The following is a 19,129-nucleotide window of genomic DNA, read 5'->3' as shown; positions in this document are numbered from 1 at the left end:
TTGCGCAGGACGGCGGTATAGGAACGACGGCGCACAAGGAGAGCGCCGTTGTCCCATATCCTCGCGATCGATCAGGGTACGACGTCGACCCGCGCGATCGTGTTCGACGACCAGGCCCGCGCCCTGGCCACCGCGCAGACCGAACTGCCGCAGCATTATCCGCAACTCGGCTGGGTCGAGCACGACCCCGAGGACATTTGGCGCGATACGCTCGCCACCGCACGCCAGGCGATCGCCGAGGCCGGCGTCCCGATCACCGCGATCGGCATCACCAACCAGCGCGAGACCGTCATCGTCTGGGACCGCAGCGACGGCGTCGCGATCCACCCCGCGATCGTCTGGCAGGACCGCCGCACCGCCGACCTGTGCCGCGACCTGAAGTCCGACGGTGTTGAACCGATGGTCCGCACCCGCACCGGATTGCTGATCGACCCCTATTTCTCCGCGACCAAGCTCGCCTGGATTCTCGACGCGGTCCCCGACGCGCGCGCCCGCGCGGAGCGTGGCGAGCTCGCGTTCGGCACGATCGAGAGCTTCCTGCTCTGGCGACTGACCGGTGGCGCGGTACACGTGACCGACGTCACCAATGCCGGGCGCACGTTGCTCTACGACATCCGCAAGCAAGACTGGGATGCCGAGCTGTGCCGGCTGTTCCGCGTGCCGATGGCGATGCTGCCCGCGGTCCACGACAACGCGCATATCTTCGGCACCACCAGCCTGTTCGGACCGCCGATCCCGATCGCGGGGATCGCGGGTGACCAGCAGGCGGCGCTGTTCGGCCAGGCGTGTTTCGCGCCCGGCATGGCCAAGGCGACCTATGGCACCGGCTGCTTCATGCTGCTCAACACCGGCGAGCAGGCGGTGTCCTCCGACAACCGGTTGCTGACGACGCCGGCCTACCGGATCGACGGGCGGATGACCTATGCGCTGGAGGGCTCGATCTTCGTCGCCGGTGCCGCGATCAAGTGGCTCCGCGACGGTATCGGCGTGATCACCAGCGCGAGCGAGACGCACGACATGGCGACCGAAATACCCGACAACCACGGCGTCTACATGGTGCCGGCGTTCGTCGGGCTCGGGGCGCCGCACTGGGATCCGGACGCGCGCGGCGCGATCTTCGGCCTAACACTCGGCGCGACGCAGGCGCACCTCGCGCGGGCGGCGCTGGAGGCGGTCGGATACCAGACGCAGGACCTGGCCAACGCGATGGTCGCGGACGGCGCCGCGGTGCCCGCCGCGATGCGGGTCGATGGCGGGATGGCGGCGAACGACTGGCTCTGCCAGTTCCTCGCCGACATGCTGCGGGTGCCGGTCGAGCGGCCGGTGCACCTGGAGACGACGGCGCTGGGCGCGGCGTTTCATGCGGGGTTGGCGACGGGGGTGTGGTCGGGCCTCGACGCGCTGGCGCGGACGTGGCGGCAGGGCGCGGTGTTCGCGCCGCAGATGGCAGGGGAGGCGAGGGCGACACTGATCGCCGGGTGGCGGACGGCGGTGCGGAGGACCCTCAGCGATTGAACGCACTGCATGCCGATCCTCCGCATCCCGGCGAAAGCCGGGACCCAGGGTTACAAGCGATAGCGCCTGTAACCCTGGGTCCTGACTTTCGTCAGGATGACGGAGGGGGAGTGACGGAAGCGGTGGGGGATTGAGCCCTTACAGCCCGACCACCCCGCCATCGACCTTCGTGATCACCACGGTCGCCGAGCGCGGCCGTGACGGTACGGTCACCGCACCACCCTGGTTCGCCGGCCAGCTGCTGGTGATGTTGGTCGGTCCGCCATTCTCGCCGGGATGCTGGATGTTCAGGAACAGCGAGCGGCCGTCCGGCGTGGTGTGGATCCCGGTGATCTCGCACTCCTTCGGCCCCACCAGGAAGCGGCGGAGCGATGCACCCGGTGCCTTGCCGACCCGCGTCGTCACGGTGCTGGTCGCGCCGCCCAGCGTGTTGGTCACAGACTTGGTGGCGCCGTCGTTCACCGTGCCGGGGATTGCCGCCAGCATCATGCAGTTGGTGACGTCGGTATAGGCACCGTCGTCGGTCTGCAGCCACATCACGGGCGTGATCAGCCCCGACGCGTTGCTGGGCAGGCCGAACCACATCCCGTCGGGGGACGAGAAGTCGTTGGTGGCATCGAGCCCCGACAGGTTGATGTTGGCGGGGTCGAGGTCGCTACCCGCGCCGAACGCGTAGATGTCCCAGGCGAACGTGGTCGCTTCCGACGTGTCGCCGGTCTCGCGCAGGCGGATAACGTGGCCGTTGACGTTGCCAATGCCGGCGGCGCGTCCGTCGATCTTCGGGTCGGTATAGGCACGCGGGTTGGGCGCATCGGCGCCGGCCGCGGTGCGCGACGTGTTGTTGGTTAGCGTGCAGTACATCTCGCCGGTCGCCGGGTTCACGGCGGTCCATTCCGGGCGATCCATCTTGGTCGCGGCCAGCACGTCGGCAGCGAGCCGCGTGTTGATCAGGACGTCGGCCTGGTTCGCGAACGAATAGGTCGCGTTGGCAGCGGTCAGCGAACCCTGGCCGAACACCAGCGGCAGCCACTGGCCGGTGCCATCGGCGCCGAACTTGGCAACGTATAGCGTGCCGGCGTCGAGATACTTGTCGCCCATCGCCAGCCGGTTGGCGTTGGTGGCATCGGCCGCGGACCACGCCGCATTAGACACGAACTTGTAGATATATTCGTTCTGCGCATCGTCGCCCATGTAGAAGGCGGGCCTCACGCCGGCGATGGTGCGGCCGATCTGGCACCCCTCATGGTTCATCCGGCCGAGCGCGGTGCGCTTGCGCGGCGTCGACGCCGGATCGAACGGATCAATCTCCACAACCCAGCCATACTGGAAGATCTCGTTGCGGAAATCGCCTGTGCCGTCCGCCGGCGCACCAGCCTGTGCGGTGACGTTCCAGCGCGAATAGGCGGTGCTGGTCGCATCCGCCGGCGTCACGGTGGCCCAGCCGTAATTGCCGGCGCTGTTCTCGCTCTTGCCGTAGCGCGCGAGCGAGGTGTTTGCCTTGATGCCGACCGCGCCGGTCGCCGCGCGCCGCGCCGCATCGCCGGTGTCGCGGCGGAAATAGCCGACCCAATTCTCTTCGTTGGTCAGATAGGTGTTCCACGGCATCGTGCCGTTGGCGCAGTTGTTGATCGTGCCGCGACCTGCGGTGGCATCCGGTGAGAACCGCGTCTTCAGACTGTCGTTGCCGCGGACCGGGCCCGAGAAGCTCATCGGCGTCAGCGGCGTGATGCGACGGTTGAACGTCGAGGCGGGCGCATAGCTCCAGTCGGCAGCGCGATTGACCTCGATCACCGAGACGCCGTGGCACTCCATTTCCTTCAGCGCCTCGGCTTCGGGGCGGGCGCCGGCGACCGTGGTCGCACCGTTCGGGTGCAGATAGGCTTGCGTGATGTTCTCGTGGTTCAGCACCAGCAGGCCGCGCGTGTTGCCGTTGGCGTCGGGGGCACCGGCCGCGGACAGGCCGAAATAGCTCATGCCGTCGTGATGATCGCCCGCACGCCGCGCGAAATTGGTGTCGGTGCCGTTGTTGGCATAGGCGGCGACGCCGCTCGCGATCGGGTCACCCAGGCGGTACAGCACGGTAGCGGTGTAGCCGGCCGGCACCGCAACGATGTCGGCGAGGCTCTTGGGGACTGCGACGAAGCCGAGCGAGGCGGCGCCGATCGTGACCGTGGTGTCGGCGGTCGTGGCGCCGCTGGCCGCGGTCGCGGTGAAGCGGAACACCAGCGCGGTGCCGTTGGCCACACCCGGCGCGATGAACGTCGCGGTCGCTGTGTTGGCGTTGGTCAGCGTGACGGTCGGACCGCTTACCTGGGTCCACGCGACGCCGTCTACCTGGCCGACGGCCGACCCGGTTAGCGTCACTGGACGCCCTGCTGCTGCGTTGGCACTGGACCCCGCGGTCACCGTGACCGGGCTCGAGCCGTTGCCGCCATCGTCGTCGCAGCCGGCCAGCAGCATGCCGCCGAATACCGCGGCGGTGGCGGCGGTCAGGCCGCCCATCAGCGTCTGGCGACGCGAATAACGGACTTCGATCAGGTCGTTCAGATGCGGGTTGGCGCTAGGATTGGTATCGATATCGCCGTCGGTATAGTTGGTCATCGTAGATCCCCCCGGGGAGTGGTCAGAAATAGTAAGGCGGTATGGCGCGTCAGAACTTCGCGCCGAGTTCGACGCCGTAGAAGCGTGGCTCGCCGGCGATGTAGGTCGGGATGCCGAAGCCGCCGCCGGTGTTGCCGGCGTCGATCAGGTAGCGCTTGTTGGTGGCGTTCCTGACGAAGCCGCCGACGCTGTAGCGGCCTTCCGCGAACTCCAGGCCGGCACGCAGATTAACCAGCGTATAGCCGGGCGTGCTGATCGCCGGGTTGTTCGGAAGTTCGAAGAACACCTTCGTGCGGTAGGTCACGCTGGGCGTCGCATACAGCGTCACCCCGCCGACCGGCGCGCGCAGGATCGCACCACCCGATGCGGTGGTCTTGGGCTGCAGCCGGAACTGGTTGCCCGCGAACACGCCGTTCGAGGCTTCGTCGCCGATCCCGCCGTCGATGTACGCGAACGCGCCGAACAGCGAGAGGAAGGGGGCGAGGCGCAGATTGCCTTCCAGCTCGACGCCCAGATTGTTCGCCGACCCGGCGCTGCGCGTCGTCGCCACGCCGTTTTCGGTGATCGAGACCTGGAAGCCGTCATAGGTCTGGTAGAACACCGAGGCGGCGCCGCTGAACGGGCCGACCTGCCCCTTGATGCCGCCTTCGTAGTTCCAGACCTTTTCCTGCGGGACGATCTGCAGGTTAGGGGCGACGCCGAACGCGGTGTTCTGCGCGGCGAGCTGGACCACCGGCGAGCGGCGACCTTTGCTGATCGTCGCGTAGAGATTGAGATCGTCGTTGAGCTTCAACAGCGCGTTGACGCGCGGCAGGATGGCGTAAAAGCTCTTTTCCGCGACGAACTTGTTACCGTTGGTGTTGGCGGTGCCGAGCAGGCTTGTGCGGATCCCGAGCCCGGCGAGCAGCTGCGAATTGGGCTGGATCGACGAATAGCCCGACTGGCGATCCTCGATCAGCACCCGGGCCCCTGCGGTGAGTTCGAGGGCAGGGGTCGGAATCCAGGTGGCGTCGGCGAACATCGAATAGGTGTTGTTGCGGCCGTAGTTGGTGAACTCTGACCGGTACGGCACCGCGGTCAGGCGCCCGCCGCTGAGCGCCGCGGTGGCGCGGGTGGCGGGGATCGTGCCGTTGGGCGCGACGCAGGCCGTCATCGTCGGGATGCCTCCGGCGTTCAGCGCGGTCCGGATCGGCGCATAGGCGGCCGACACCGAGCAGGCGAGGTAGGTGCCTTCCTCGGTGGCGAATGGCACGCGTTGGAAACCATTCTCGAAGAACGCGTTCCAGCCGACCGAGGCGCGGTATTTCGGCCCTTCGAAGGCGAAGCGGCTCTCGTGGCTCCACTGGTCGCCCTTGGCGTCCTCGGCGAACTCCAGATAGTTGGCGGGGCCACCATCGGCGTCGAAGATCTCCAGCGCGTCGAACCGGCGATAGCCGTTGACGGTGGTGAAGGTGATCCCCGGCGACACGTCGACCGCGACGGTCAGGTTGGCATCATAGACATTGCGGTCGAGCCCAAGCTTCCGCGCGCCCAATGCGGACAGGCTGTCGGGCGATCCCGAAAGTTCGGCGTAGCCATAGTCGCCGGTCTGGCCACCGGTCGGGGCATGCGCACGGCTCTTGAACGCGGTGCCGGGGTTGCGCTGGCCGTCATAGGTGAGGACCAGATCGGCGGTGATGCTGTCGCTCGGGCGATAGCGCAGTGAGCCGCGGATGCCGCGCTGGTCCTGGCCGTTCAAGTCGTCCTGGTCGACGCCGCCCTGGTTCTGGTTGGGGACGTTGGCGTCGCCGGCAATGTTGCGGACATAGCCGTCGCGATATTTGTACGCGAACGCCAGCCGCCCGGCGAGCACGTCGTTGCCGGCGTTGAGGAAGCCCGACACCTGCGTGCGGTCGTAATTGCCGTAGGATCCGTTGATCGCACCGGAGAACCCGGCTTCGGGGCGCGCCGAGATGACGCTGACCGCGCCGACCGCGGCGGCTGTGCCGAACAGCGTCGCCTGCGGACCCTTCACGACCTCGATCCGCTCCAGATCGTACAGGTCCTGATAGGCGCCGCGCGACCGGCTGATGTCGATGCCGTTATAATAGAGCGTGATGCGCGCGCCCTGCTGCGCGGAGCCGCTGTCCGAGGTGATGCCGCGGATGACGAAGCCCGGGTTGTTCGCGCTCTGCTCCTGGATCTGCAGGCCGGGGATGAACTGCGCGACTTCGGCGAGCGAATTGACGCCGATCGCGGCCATCCGCTGTCCGGTGATGGCCGTGACGGTAACGGGCACGTCCTCGATCCGCTGTTCGCGCTTCTGCGCGGTCACGACGATGTCGTCGTTTCCGTTCTGCTCGGGCGCTACGCTGGCCTGTGCCAGCGCCCCCGTCGGGCAGGTGGCTGCCAGCGTCGCAAGTGCGAGGCGTGTAATCGTCCGTGTCATGAAGTTCCCCGTTCCGTTGCGGCGTGCCTAGGCACCGGACGTGACGATACGGTGTCGAAACAATGAACGACGGATGACGGCAATATGACGGTGTGTGTCACATCGTTGCCACGTTCGTGTAGCGATCCCGGGCTAGCGGACGGGCTCATTCGAAGGGGCCTTTCATGACCATCACCCGCCGCGCCGCGCTTACCCTGATCGGGTCGGGCGCGGCCATCAGCCTGCCCGCGCTTCCGCTCGCGGCCGCAACGACGGGCAGCGTTCGGTTCGATCACGGTGTGGCGAGTGGTGACCCCGGCGCGGACGGAGCGATATTGTGGACCCGCGCGACGTCGGCGCAGACCGGCGACATCGCGCTGGACTGGCACGTGGCCGAAACCGCCGACGGCAAACCTCTTCGCTCTGGGCGCGTCACCGCCCGTGCCTCGCGCGACTTCACCGCGAAGGTCGAGGCGACCGGACTGCAGCCGGGTCGCGACTATCATTACTGGTTCGCAGCGCCGTCGGGCGACCGCTCGCCGACCGGCCGTTTCCGCACGTTACCCAAGGGCAAGACCGCCGACGTCGTGATGGCGGTGGTGTCGTGCCAGGTCTACTCGGGTTTCCTGAACGTCTATGATGCGATCGCCGGTCTCGATCGCCTCGACGCAGTCCTCCACCTTGGCGACTATATCTACGAATACGGCCCCGAAGGCTTTGGTGGTGAACTGGCCAAGGCGACGGGTCGCGTCGTCGATCCGCCTCACGAAATTCTGAACCTTGCCGACTATCGCGCCCGACACGCGCAGGTGAAGCGCGATGTCGACATGCAGGCCGCACACGCGCGCGCCGCCTTCATCTGCGTGTGGGACGACCACGAAATCGCCAACGACGACTGGATGGGCGGCGCCGAGAACCACGACCCGAAGACCGAAGGCGACTGGAAGGCGCGCAAGGCGGCGTCGATGCAGGCCTATTTCGAATGGATGCCGATCCGCGATCCGAAACCCGGCCAGCCCTGGGAAGCGATCAACCGCAGCTTCGATTTCGGCGACCTCGCGACCGTCGTGATGGTCGAGACGCGGTTGCTTGCACGCAGCAAGCAGGTCGCCAGCAAGGGCGAGGGCATCGCGCCGGCCGATTATGCGCCGATGATGGCCGAACGTGCGCTGCCCGACCGCGAACTGCTAGGCCCCGCACAACTCGGCTGGCTCGAACGTACGCTTGCCAGTTCGGTCGCAGCCGGCCGGCCTTGGCAGGTGCTCGGCAACCAGGTCGTGATGGCCAAGGTCGCCGGCCCCGACCTCGAAAAGCAGATGGGTCCGGAAAAGTACGCTGCGACGATGGCGAAGCTGCCGGCGATGTGGCGGGACCGGCTCGTCGCGGGGTTCGCATCGTACCGCGCCGGCCTGCCGTTCAACTTCGACAGCTGGGACGGCTATCCGCCCGCGCGTGAACGGTTGTACGCTGCGTTCCGTCGCGCCAAGTCGCGTCCGATTGTCCTCTCGGGCGACAGCCACGCTGCATGGGCCAACGATCTGCACGACGCATCGGGCAATCTGGTCGCCGCGGAGTTCGGGACGACGGCGGTCACCAGCTCGTCCTATGGCGTGTTGCTGCCCGGCTTCGGCCAGTACATCGCCGACGCCAACGACGAGGTCCAGTTCTGCGATCAGGATCACAAAGGCTATCTGCTGCTGACGCTGACGCCCGAGCATGCCGTTGGCGACTTCCGCACCGTTTCGACGGTGGTCGCCAAACCGTTCCAGTCGGCCAGTGCGAAGCGGTTCAGGGCGGTTGCCGCGAGCCCCGACAAGGTGCTGGAGGACATGGGCTGATTTCCCGATCTGCGTACTTGCCGCAGCGATCGGGGTGTGGTTGCTGTGCTGCACAATAGGTGTGCGGCGCTGTCCTTATACTGTACTTAGCACAAGACCCGACATCTACGCTGTCCCAAAGACCCGATAGATTCGGACTTTTTCCCAACGAAAACTAATCATTCCTGTCTTAGCCGTTTGACATGCTCCCGGTATATGGTAGCCCTACCATCGCACAGTTCATCAGGGTGTGCGTAATCGTACAGACGAGCCGAAGAGTTCGTTTGCGAGGAGGGGTGTTATGAAAAGTTTTACGGGGGCGCTTGCGCGTTCGGTTTCGGCCATCGCTATCGTTACGTGTCTGTCCGCGCCGGGTCTGGCTGCGGCACAGGTCGCTCAGGGCACGGGGATCACAACCCCACAGGCGGGTGCCACGGACGCGACCGGCGCGCCGATCGCGAGCCAGGATCCGCAGGCCACGACATCCACGGATGACGACGTCGTCGTTACCGGCATCCGCGCCAGCCTTAATCGCGCGATCGACATCAAGCGCACATCGGCGGGCGTCGTCGACGCCATCTCGGCCGAAGATATCGGCAAGTTCCCCGACACCAACCTGGCCGAATCGCTGCAGCGTATCACCGGCGTGTCGATCTCCCGCGCCAACGGCGAAGGCTCGCAGGTCGCGGTCCGCGGCTTCAGCGGTGGCTTCAACCTGGTGACGCTGAACGGTCGTCAGCTAGCGTCGACCAGCATCGATACCAGCACGGGCAACGCGTTCGCGACCGGCACGGGCCGCTCGTTCGACTTCCAGAACCTGGCGTCCGAAGGCGTCGCCACGCTGGAGGTCTACAAGACCGGCCGCGCCAACATTCCGTCGGGCGGCATCGGCGCTGCAATCAATGTCGTCACCCGCCGCCCGCTCGATTCTCGCGAGCCCGGCCTGTCGGGTTCGATCGGCGCGAAGGCGCTGTATGACAGTTCGGTCGAGAAGGCTGAGGCCAATCTGAAGAAGGTCACGCCCGAACTGTCCGGTCTGATCAACTGGAAGAATCCCAGCGAGACCTTCGGCATCAACCTCTTTGGCAGCTATCAGCTGCGTGAATCGGCATCGGTCCAGTCCAATCCGAACTATTGGAACATCGTGCCGGTCGCGGACTTCCTGAATACCGCGGGCGCGTACATCACGGCGGCGACGAAGATCACCAACCGTCCGACGACGCCCTATGTGCAGATCCCGAACGACAGCCGCTACCAGTTCTCGGAGAACCGCCGCGAGCGTATCAACGGCCAGGCCAATATGCAGTTCAAGCCGACCGACCGGCTCGAGATCACGATCGACGGACTGTACGCCCGCAACAAGCTGAGCGACGAGCGCAGCGAGCAGACGAACTGGTTCCAGCGCCCGTTCAGCGACGTCACGTTCGACGACAACAAGCAGATGCAGACCGCTATCGTCCTCGCCGAGACAAAGGTTGCGGATAAGGGCTACGAACAGCAGCGGTTCGCTACCAAGACCGAGCTCTACTCGTTCGGCGGCAACGTGAAATGGGACTTCACTGACGTGCTGTCGCTGAAGCTCGACGCGAACCATTCGAAGTCGACGACCAATCCGGATAATGCAAACGGAACGTCGGCAACGACGATCTCGATCGGCGCACCGGTGCGCGCGAGCCACAAGGTCGACTTCAGTAGCGGGTTCCCGCAGCAGTCGGAAACCATCAACGACTGCACCGCAACCAATGGCGGCCGCGGCGGCAACTGCAACAACCAGCTGGATCTCGGCGATCTTGGCACGCAGATCGCGCGCCGGATCACCTCCAAGCAGGAAGCCAGGATCAACCAGTTCAACGGCGAACTGGGCTGGGATCTGGGCGAAGGCAGCCGTTTCGTGGTCGGCAGCAACTACATCGATTCGAAGACCCGCTCGGCCAGTTTCAACTCGCAGCAGCTGTTGGGCGATTGGGGCATCACCGACACCGGGCTTGTCAGCAAGCTCGCGGGCGACCTCGTCAAAACCTATTGCATGACCTGCAAGTTCGACAAGTACGATCCGGCGTCGACCGGGTCGGCGCTGGTCGCATTCCGGGCCGATGCCGTCGACCTGTTGAACGTCTTCGGGCCTTATTATGCGAACGTGCCGGGCCGGGCCGACGTCTTGCAGGGTTCGTCGGACGATACGGTGGGTGAGAAGACCTTAGCGGCCTATGGTCAGCTTGCCTGGGCCGGCGATCTCGGCGGACGCAAGGCCAATGTCCTGATCGGGGTTCGCTACGAACAGACCTGGGTCAAGTCGCTCAGCCTCCAGTCGATTCCGACCGCGCTTGCATGGCAGTCGGACAACGACTTCACCGTCCTCGGCGGACCCGCCGGTGGTGCGGTCGTCGTGAAGTCGAAGTACAATAATCTGCTGCCGTCGCTCGATTTCAACGTCGAAGTGCTCAATAACGTGGTGGCGCGCACCTCGTTCAGCCGGACGCTGGCACGTGCGGACTATGGCAATCTGTTCGCGTCCGTAACGGCCAACGCGCCGAACCGTCCGACCGCACTCGGTGCGGCTCCGGCGCCGGCAACCCGGCAGGATCCGTCGCTGTTGCCGCTGGAATCCGACAATTTCGATGTGTCGTTGGAATGGTACTACAAGCCTACGAGCTTTGTCTCGGCCGGCTTCTTCTACAAGAACGTGCGCAACTTCATCGGCAACCAGATCACCAACGGGAACCTGTTCGGGCTCCGCGATCCTGGGTCGGGCGCGGCGGGGTCGCGGTCGGGTGTCGCGCAGGCCTATCTGCGGAACAACGGGATCACGCAGACCGACCGTAACCTGTTCGCCTATACCGCACTGCTTCAGCAGAATGGTGGAAACCAGGCAGCGGCTACCGCAGCGTTCCGCGGTGCGCTTGATCCTGCCACGGGCGAAATCAACGATGCGGTCTACAATCCGCTCGCGCTCGCGGTCGACCTGGTCGGCGATGCCAACGATCCGCTCGTCAACTTCGCGATCAGCGGTCCGGTCAACAACAAGGAAGGCAAGATCCACGGGTTCGAAGTCGCCTGGACCAACTTCTTCGGTGACACCGGCTTCGGCTTCGCGGTGTCGTATACGAAGGTCAACGGCGACGTGAACGTCGATCCCTATGCCGATCCGAACGTCAACATCTTCGCGTTGACCGGCCTCGGCGACAGCGCCAACCTGACCGCGATCTATGACAAGCACGGTATCTCCGCCCGCGTGTCGTACAATTGGCGCGACAAGTATCTCGCCGCCACGAACCAGGGCGGCAACCGCAACCCGTTGTTCACCGCGGCCTTCGGTACCCTGGATGCGAGCCTGAGCTACGACATCACGCAGGACTTCTCGTTGTCGCTCGAGGCGGTCAATTTGACGAGCGAACCGTTCCGTCAGTACGCCCGCACCGAAACCAACCTGGTCTATGTGCAGGAGCTCAAGCCGCGCTTCTATCTCGGCGCGCGCTACCGCTTCTGATCAAGCTGAGCATCGGACTGGACCTCGGGTCCGAAAAACTAAGGCCGCCGCGCGATATGCGGCGGCCTTGTCCCTCGCCACCACGCTGGTAGAGTTGACGACCAACCAGGACCGGAGCGGATGACCCCCGTACAGATCAACAATATCGACCACGCCGACTTGCGCGTCAGCCCGCGGGCGGGCGGCGCGTTTGGCGACTCCGCCAACCAGGCGGTGGTGTTTCCGGCAGAGTTCGAAGAATTGCAGCGCGAATTCGCGATCATCTTTCGCCGTCGGGACGAGGGGCTGCAGGCCTATGCCCTGCTAGGGCTCGACCGCGACGAGAACCTGTATCTTTCGGGCGACTATTGGACGAGCCGCTATGTCCCCGCCAGCCATCAGCGGGGTCCCTTTTCGATCGGCATGGTCCGATCCGACGAGGATGACGCCAGCGAACCGATGCTGCATGTCGACATCGACGACCCGCGCGTCGGCGATGACACCGGGCTGCCGCTGTTCCTCGAACATGGCGGCAATACGCCGTATCTCGACCACATCGCCGGCGTGCTGCGCTTGCTGTACGAGGGGCTGGAGACCGCGTCGGCCGCGTATGCGGCGCTCGATGAGGCCGGCCTGCTCGCGCCGGTGACGCTCACCGTCGATGTCAGCGAGGAGCGCCGCTATACCGTGCCCGACGTGCTGGTGGTCGATATCGAACGGCTCGCCGCGCTGACCGGGGAGCCGCTCGAGCGGCTGCACAGCTCGGGCGTGCTCCGTCTCGCGATTCTCGCCGCCGCGTCGCTCGGCAACATCCAGCACCTGATTGCCCGCAAGCAGACGCTTGTGGCCGCGGACGGCTGATCGCGATGTCCACGGTTACCCGCCGTACGCGCGTGATCGAGGCGGCCGACGCGCGGACGTTGCCCGTCGCGGCGCTGATCGCGGAAGGTCGCCCGGCGATCCTGCGCGGTCTGGCGCGCGATGTGCCGCTGGTTGCCGAGGGGCATCGCGGTGCCGATGCGGCGATCGCCTGGCTCAAGCAGTTCGACGGCGGCCGGCCCGTGACGGCCTATCTCGGCGACCCCGCGATCGGTGGCCGCTTCAGCTACAACGCCGATTGCACCGCGCTCAATTTCGTCCGCGAGCGCGGCTCGCTCTCGGCGTATCTCGACCAGATCCTCGCCAGTCTGGACGATCCTGCTGCGCCTGCCGTCTATATCGGCTCCACCGACATCGATCAGTATCTGCCCGGTATCCGCGCGCAGGCCGCGCTTTTGTTCGGCGATCCCGAACTGGTGGAGCATCCCCCGCTGGTCAGCATCTGGATCGGCAACCGGACGATCGCGTCGGCGCATTACGACATGTCGAACAACATCGCGGTCGCCCTGGTCGGGCGCCGGCGCTTCACGCTGTTCCCACCCGATCAGGTCGCCAACCTCTATCCGGGCCCGCTCGATCCGACGCCCGCGGGGCAGGTCGTCTCGATGGTCGATTTCGACGCCCCCGACTTCGCACGCCACCCGGGTTTTGCCGATGCGTTGGCTGCGGCCGAGGTGGCGGAACTGGAGCCCGGCGATGCGCTGATCTACCCTGCTTTGTGGTGGCATCAGGTCGAGGCGCTCGATCCGTTCAATGCGATGATCAACTATTGGTGGAACACGTCGCCGCGGTTCATGGATACGCCGCAGAATACGCTGCTGCACGGCCTGCTCAGCCTGCGCGACCGGCCGGATCACGAGAAGCAGGCCTGGCGCGCGATGTTCGAGTATTACGTGTTCGGTTCGCCCGACCGGCCGACGGCGCATTTGCCAGAGGTTGCGCGCGGCGATCTCGCGCCGATGGATGCGCAGCGCGCGCGCGGCCTGCGCGCCAACCTGCTGCGTCGACTCAATCGCTGATCCTGGAGGACCTATGACCGAGACTGGGGTGAAACGGGTGGTGATCGCCGGCGGCGGGACGGCGGGCTGGCTCGCAGCCGCGGTGCTGTCGAGACAGCTGGGAATGATCCTCGACATCACATTAGTCGAGTCCGAGGAGATTGGCACGATCGGCGTCGGCGAGGCGACGATCCCGACGATGCGCGCGTTCCAGGGCCTGCTCGGCGTCGACGAGCAGGAGTTCATGCGCGCGACCAAGGCAAGCTTCAAACTCGGCATCGCGTTCGAGGGCTGGACGAGACCCGGAGACCGCTATGTCCATTCGTTCGGGACCGTCGGCAAGTCGACCTGGATGGGCGATTTCCAGCATTTCTGGCTGGAAGCGCAGGCCCGCGGCGATGCCGGCGACATCGGCGACTATTGCTTCGAACTGCAGGCCGCCGAGGCGGGCCGGTTCGCCACCGACGATCGATCGCAGCTCAATTACGCCTATCATCTCGACGCCAGCCTGTACGCGCGATTCCTCCGGACGCGCGCGGAAGCCGACGGGCTGAAGCGCGTCGAGGGCAAGATCGCCAAGGTCGAGCAGGATCCGGAAAGCGGCAATATCCGCGCGCTGGTGCTCGAGTCCGGCACCCGGATCGAGGGCGACCTGTTCATCGATTGCACCGGCTTCGCGGCACTGCTGATCGGCAAGACGCTCGACGTAGGCTTCGAGGATTGGGGCCATTGGCTTCCGACCGACAGCGCGTTCGCGGTGCAGACCACCGCGGTCGCGCCGGCCCGCCCCTATACGCGGGCGATTGCGCACGGCGCGGGGTGGAGGTGGCAGATCCCGTTGCAGCACCGGGTCGGCAACGGCCTCATCTACGCGAGCGCACATCTGTCGGACGACGAAGCGCGCGCGCAATTACTGCGTGAGGTCGAGGGTGAGGTGCTGATCGAACCCAGGAAAATCCGCTATCGCACTGGGCGTCGGCTGCGCGCGTGGGAGAAGAACTGCATCGCGCTGAGCCTGGCCGGCGGATTCGTCGAGCCGCTCGAATCCACCACGCTGCACCTGATCATGACCGGGCTGACGCGGTTGATGCAGCAATTTCCGTCCGAGGGGATCAGCGCGGCGGTGGTCGACCGCTACAATGATCAGTCACGCCGCGAACTGGAGGCGGTGCGCGACTTCATCGTCCTTCACTATCATCTCAACCAGCGCGACGAGCCGTTCTGGCGCGAGCGCCGCGAGATGACGATTCCCGATGCCCTGCAGACCAGAATCGCGTTGTTCGAGGACGCAGCGCAGACCTATCAGGGCGGGGACGATCTGTTCCGTACAGATTCATGGCTGCAGGTCATGCTGGGGCAGGGGCTACGTCCGCGCGCGCACCATCCGATGGCGCGGATCATGCCGCGGGAGCAGCTCGGCAGGGCGCTGGGCGATATCAAACGCAATATTACCGCAGCGGTGGCGAAGCTTCCGCAGCATCAGGCGTTTCTCGACCGTTACTGCGCCTCGGGCTGATCCCCGTCCTGATCGGAGTCCTGATCGGGCTCCCATAGCTCGATCGGATTGCCTTCGGGATCGTGAATGCGTGCGAAGCGACCGACGCCCGGCATGTCCCATTCGGCGTTGGTCGTCACTTCGATGTCGGCCGAACGTAGCGTCGCGCACAGTCCGTCGAGATCGTCGACGCGCAGGTTGAGCATCCACTGCCGACCGGCGGGAAGTTGGTCGGTGTCCGCTGCGAACGGCGCGAAGACGCTGGGGCCGGCCTGCGTGTCCCATGACCCGTAGGGCGCGGACCCGACGCCGAGATGTTCGACATACCAGTCGCGCATAGCGTCCGGGTTTGCCGCGCGGAAGAAGAAGCCGCCTATCCCTGTGACGCCCATGAAAGCCTCCTGATGGTTCGAAGAAATCGGTCGTTCGGGTTCAGCGTAGCAGGCCGCTCGTGCGCGTCTTCACGCAGGCGAGCATATCGTGCGAGGTCAGGAACAACGTTGCGCCATCCGCACCGCCGAAACAACAATTGGCGATCGTCTGGCCGGTCGAGATGATGCCAAGCAAGCGACCTGCGGGCGTGAGCACGTGGACGCCGCCGGGGCCAGCCACGAAGACTCGGCCGGCGCGGTCGGTGACCATGCCATCGGGCAGCCCCGAACCGCCCGCCTTCTGCTGCGCGCGCATGTCGCTGAACAGGCGAGGTTTGCCGACGGCGCCGCGGGCGTCGAGCGGATAGGCGAGGACTTCAGGGCGGGTTTCGTCAGACAGCGCCAGATACAGCGTGCGCTCGTCCGGCGACAGCGCGACGCCGTTGGGTCGGCGATGCGTGCCGTCGAGCAGCGCGAGCGTGCCGTCGGGATCGAGCCGGTAAACGCCCTGGAAATCGAGCTCGCGCAGCGGCGAATGATCCTGGTCCTTCAGGCCATAAGGCGGATCGGTGAAATAGATCGTGCCGTTGCGCGAGACGATGACCGTGTTCGGGCTGTTGAACCGCTTGCCATGATAGCGACCGACCAGGATGGTCTTGCGCCGCGTATCCAGATCGACGCGGGCGATCGCACGGTTGCCGCTGTCCGCCATCACCAGCCGCCCGGCCGGGTCGATCGCCAGCGCATTGGCGCCGGCTTCGTTGAAGGCGTCGGGGATCGGGCCTTCCAGCCCCGAGGGCCGCATGAACACGTCGATGCCCTGGTCGGGGCGCCATCGCCACATCGTGTTGCCGGGGACATCGCTGAACAGCAGCCAGTTCTTGCGGCGGACCCAGACCGGACCCTCTGCCCAGCGATAGCCTTCGCCGAGGACCTCGACGGGTGCGGTCGCGTCGATGATCGCATCGAGCGCCGGATCGAGCCGCTGGATGCCGCCAACGCGGCGCCGCGCGGGCACCGCCGCACGGGTTGCTGCTGCCACGGGAAGCGCGGCGGCCGCGGTTAGGATCTGGCGGCGGGAGAGGGGGGCGGTCATGCGGCGGCCAGCGTAACGGTGCGGCCTTCGCGCGCGGCACGGTAGATCGCTTCGATGACGCGCATGTCGGCAAGTCCCTCCTCACCGGGGACGATCGGGGTGCGACCGGCCTTGATGCAGTCCGACAGATGGTCGAGCTGCCCGACGAACTGGTTCGCCAGCGGCGCCGGCAACACCCGCGGTGTGGTCTGGCCGTCCTTGCGGATCGTCATGCGCTGGCCCTCATAGGGGGTGGCGGGTTCCATATCGATATACCCCTTGGTGCCGATCACCCGGTAGCCATTATGGTTCGAGCTGTAGCTAGACACGCAGTTCGCGATGATCCCGGACGGGAAGCGCAGCATGAAGTCGATGCGGTCCTCGACGGTGCGGAAGCGCGGATCGCTGCGATCGGTCGATTCGATCGCGCTGACCTGCACCGGTTCCTCGCCGGCCAGATAGCGTGCGGCATTGAGGCTGTAGATGCCGATGTCCATCAGCGATCCACCGCCCGACATCGGCTTGTCCAGCCGCCACTGGTTCGGTTGTGCATCGAAGCCGTGCTCGGCGGTGATGATCCGCGTCGGTCCGACATGGCCGCCGCGAGCCAGTTCGATCGCGAGGCGGTTGTAGGGTTCGAAGCGCGAGCGGTATCCGATCATCAACAGTCGCTTTGCCTTGTGGCAGGCGGCGATCATCGTCCGCGCTTCGGCGACGCTGGTGGCCATCGGTTTCTCGCACATCACGTGCTTTCCCGCCTGTGCGGCGCGGACGACATATTCGGCGTGGAGACTGTTGGGCAGCACGACATAGACGATGTCGATGTCGGGATTGTCGCGGATCTTGTCGAAATCGGCATAACTGTACCGGTTTCGCTCGGGAATGGCGTATTCGGCACCGTATCGCGCGAGCTTCTCGGGGGTGCCGCTGACCAGGGCGACCAGCCGCGAATGCGCGCAGTTCGCGAACTGCGGCATGATCTGGCGGGTCGCATAGCTGCCGAGACCGACGATCGCATATCCAAGTTTCCGCTGCGGGCCGGATTGTGCGGGGGCCTGCGCCGAGGCGGTGCCGGTGTTCAAGGCGACCAGTCCGGCGCCCATCGCCAGCAATATGTCGCGACGGTTGGTATCTTCGATGCGCATGCGTCTCTCCCCTAAGGTCGGCGCCGGCTTTACCGGTCGCACTCTACGATAGCGCTATCGCAGACCAACACCACGCCTTTTCGCTGCGAAGTTGCAATGGCCGTTTCCTTGCTCCGGAAACTGTTGCGTGCGGATACGAATAACTGCTCGAAAGTCTCTGGGGCTTGCCGATCATCGCGGTTACGCTAACGTCACCAGATATGAGTGCGTCCTCGACTACCGCCATCAAAACCTCCCGCCGTGCCGGCAGTGCCCCGACGATCAGCGACGTCGCGCGGCTTGCCGGGGTTTCGCCGATGACCGTGTCGCGCGTGATCAACGGCGAGAGCAACGTTCGCCCGGCAACGCGCGAACTCGTCAACACCGCGATCTCGACGCTGAGCTACGCGCCCAACTCGGCCGCGCGGAGCCTGGCGGGTGCTGGCCAGATTCGTATCGGCCTGCTCTACAGCAATCCGAGTGCTGGTTTCCTTAGCGAGTTCCTGCTCGGCAGCCTGGACCAGGCCGCGCGCAGCGACGTCCAGATCATCGTCGAGAAATGCGAACTGGGCGAGCACGAGATCGAGGTCACGAAACACCTGATCGCGGGCGGGATCGACGGCATCGTCCTGCCGCCGCCGCTGTGCGAAGCGAGCGCGGTGCTCGACCTGCTCGAGGCTGCCGACATACCGACCGTCTCGGTGGCCAGCGGGTTGCCGTCCGAGGACATCCTGGCGATCCGGATCGATGACCGCGAGGCCGCGCTGACGATGACCCGGCATATCATGGCGCTCGGTCATCGACGGATCGGCTTCATCACCGGCAATCCCAATCTGTCCGCCAGTGCACGACGGCTCGAGGGCTATGCCGCGGCGTTGCAGGAATTGGGGATCGGCGTCGACGACGCGCTGATCACGAACGGTCTCTATACCTATCGGTCGGGCCTCGACGCGGCGGAGCAGCTGCTGGCGTTGTCGGACCCGCCGACCGCGATCTTCTCGTCCAACGACGACATGGCCGCGGCCACCGTCGCGGTCGCGCACCGCCGCGGGCTCGACGTGCCAGGCGACCTGACGGTCTGTGGGTTCGACGATACCACGCTGTCGACCGCGATCTGGCCCGAACTGACCACCATCCACCAGCCGATCGCCGACATGTCGCGTGAAGCCGTCCAGATGCTGGTCGCGGCGATCCGCCGGCCCAAGGGCGTCGACCTGTCCGAACGACATCGATTGCTCGACTACACGCTGATCCGCCGCCAGTCGGACGCGGCGCCGCGGCGGCGTCCTACCGACTGACGCGCTTGACGCGACCGATATAGATGGTAGCGATAACACCTAAAGCGTAGGCCGATCATCCGTCATGAGCCTGCCAGGAGAGT

At 65.7% G+C, this 19,129-nt stretch carries 12 protein-coding genes; 7 read left to right on the top strand and 5 right to left on the bottom strand.

Annotated elements, in window-relative coordinates:
* Positions 1 to 48: 48 nt before the first annotated feature.
* Positions 49 to 1,515 carry a glycerol kinase GlpK gene (gene glpK / locus SJY20_RS11255; protein WP_380787018.1) on the top strand — a complete coding sequence of 489 codons (1,467 nt, stop codon included), beginning with the start codon at positions 49 to 51 and terminating at the stop codon, positions 1,513 to 1,515.
* A 138-nt stretch (positions 1,516 to 1,653) separates the two neighbouring features.
* On the opposite strand, the gene SJY20_RS11250 is transcribed toward glpK, so the two are convergent.
* Both SJY20_RS11250 and SJY20_RS11245 read right to left on the bottom strand, forming a co-directional pair.
* Positions 1,654 to 4,116: an alkaline phosphatase PhoX gene (locus SJY20_RS11250; protein WP_380787017.1), complete on the bottom strand. Its 2,463-nt coding sequence runs from the start codon at positions 4,114 to 4,116 to the stop codon at positions 1,654 to 1,656.
* A gap of 49 nt (positions 4,117 to 4,165) precedes the next feature.
* Entirely contained in the window at positions 4,166 to 6,544 is a 2,379-nt protein-coding gene (locus tag SJY20_RS11245; RefSeq protein WP_380787016.1) for a TonB-dependent receptor, read from the bottom strand.
* Between the two features lie 164 nt (positions 6,545 to 6,708).
* On the opposite strand from SJY20_RS11245, the gene SJY20_RS11240 reads away from it, so the two are divergent.
* The 5 genes from SJY20_RS11240 to SJY20_RS11220 all read left to right on the top strand — a co-directional run bounded on the left by SJY20_RS11240 (position 6,709) and on the right by SJY20_RS11220 (position 15,199).
* Positions 6,709 to 8,361, top strand: a complete 1,653-nt coding sequence (locus SJY20_RS11240) for an alkaline phosphatase D family protein (RefSeq protein WP_380787015.1) — start codon at positions 6,709 to 6,711, stop codon at positions 8,359 to 8,361.
* Between the two features lie 280 nt (positions 8,362 to 8,641).
* Positions 8,642 to 11,827, top strand: coding sequence for a TonB-dependent receptor (locus SJY20_RS11235; RefSeq protein ID WP_380787014.1), 3,186 nt, complete (start codon positions 8,642 to 8,644; stop codon positions 11,825 to 11,827).
* Between the two features lie 120 nt (positions 11,828 to 11,947).
* Positions 11,948 to 12,667 carry a SapC family protein gene (locus tag SJY20_RS11230; protein WP_380787013.1) on the top strand — a complete coding sequence of 240 codons (720 nt, stop codon included), beginning with the start codon at positions 11,948 to 11,950 and terminating at the stop codon, positions 12,665 to 12,667.
* A gap of 5 nt (positions 12,668 to 12,672) precedes the next feature.
* Positions 12,673 to 13,704 (top strand): cupin-like domain-containing protein, encoded by a 1,032-nt coding sequence (locus SJY20_RS11225; RefSeq protein ID WP_380787012.1) that lies wholly within the window; start codon positions 12,673 to 12,675, stop codon positions 13,702 to 13,704.
* Positions 13,705 to 13,717: 13 nt separating this feature from the next.
* Positions 13,718 to 15,199, top strand: a complete 1,482-nt coding sequence (locus SJY20_RS11220; RefSeq protein WP_380787011.1) for a tryptophan halogenase family protein — start codon at positions 13,718 to 13,720, stop codon at positions 15,197 to 15,199.
* Here the strand turns inward: SJY20_RS11220 and SJY20_RS11215 are convergent.
* The 3 genes from SJY20_RS11215 to SJY20_RS11205 are packed head-to-tail and all read right to left on the bottom strand — an operon-like array spanning position 15,181 to position 17,769.
* The gene (locus tag SJY20_RS11215) at positions 15,181 to 15,570 is read right to left on the bottom strand and encodes a VOC family protein (protein WP_380787010.1); all 390 of its coding nucleotides are present in this window, start codon (positions 15,568 to 15,570) and stop codon (positions 15,181 to 15,183) included. The two genes, SJY20_RS11220 and SJY20_RS11215, sit on opposite strands and share 19 nt — an antisense overlap.
* Positions 15,571 to 15,610: 40 nt before the next feature.
* Positions 15,611 to 16,645: an SMP-30/gluconolactonase/LRE family protein gene (locus SJY20_RS11210; protein WP_380787009.1), complete on the bottom strand. Its 1,035-nt coding sequence runs from the start codon at positions 16,643 to 16,645 to the stop codon at positions 15,611 to 15,613.
* Complete coding sequence (locus SJY20_RS11205) at positions 16,642 to 17,769, bottom strand: Gfo/Idh/MocA family protein (RefSeq protein WP_380787008.1); 1,128 nt, start codon at positions 17,767 to 17,769, stop codon at positions 16,642 to 16,644. The genes SJY20_RS11210 and SJY20_RS11205 overlap by 4 nt, the downstream gene beginning before the upstream one ends.
* 200 nt (positions 17,770 to 17,969) lie before the next feature.
* Between SJY20_RS11205 and SJY20_RS11200 the strand changes: the two genes are divergently transcribed.
* Positions 17,970 to 19,046, top strand: coding sequence for a LacI family DNA-binding transcriptional regulator (locus SJY20_RS11200; RefSeq protein ID WP_380787007.1), 1,077 nt, complete (start codon positions 17,970 to 17,972; stop codon positions 19,044 to 19,046).
* Positions 19,047 to 19,129: the final 83 nt, after the last annotated feature.

It is taken from the genome of Sphingomonas sp. R86521 (assembly GCF_042466235.1).
Classification (GTDB): domain Bacteria; phylum Pseudomonadota; class Alphaproteobacteria; order Sphingomonadales; family Sphingomonadaceae; genus Sphingomonas.
The sequence above is the reverse complement of the archived record's forward strand: the minus strand, read 5'-3'. Positions and strand labels throughout refer to the sequence as shown.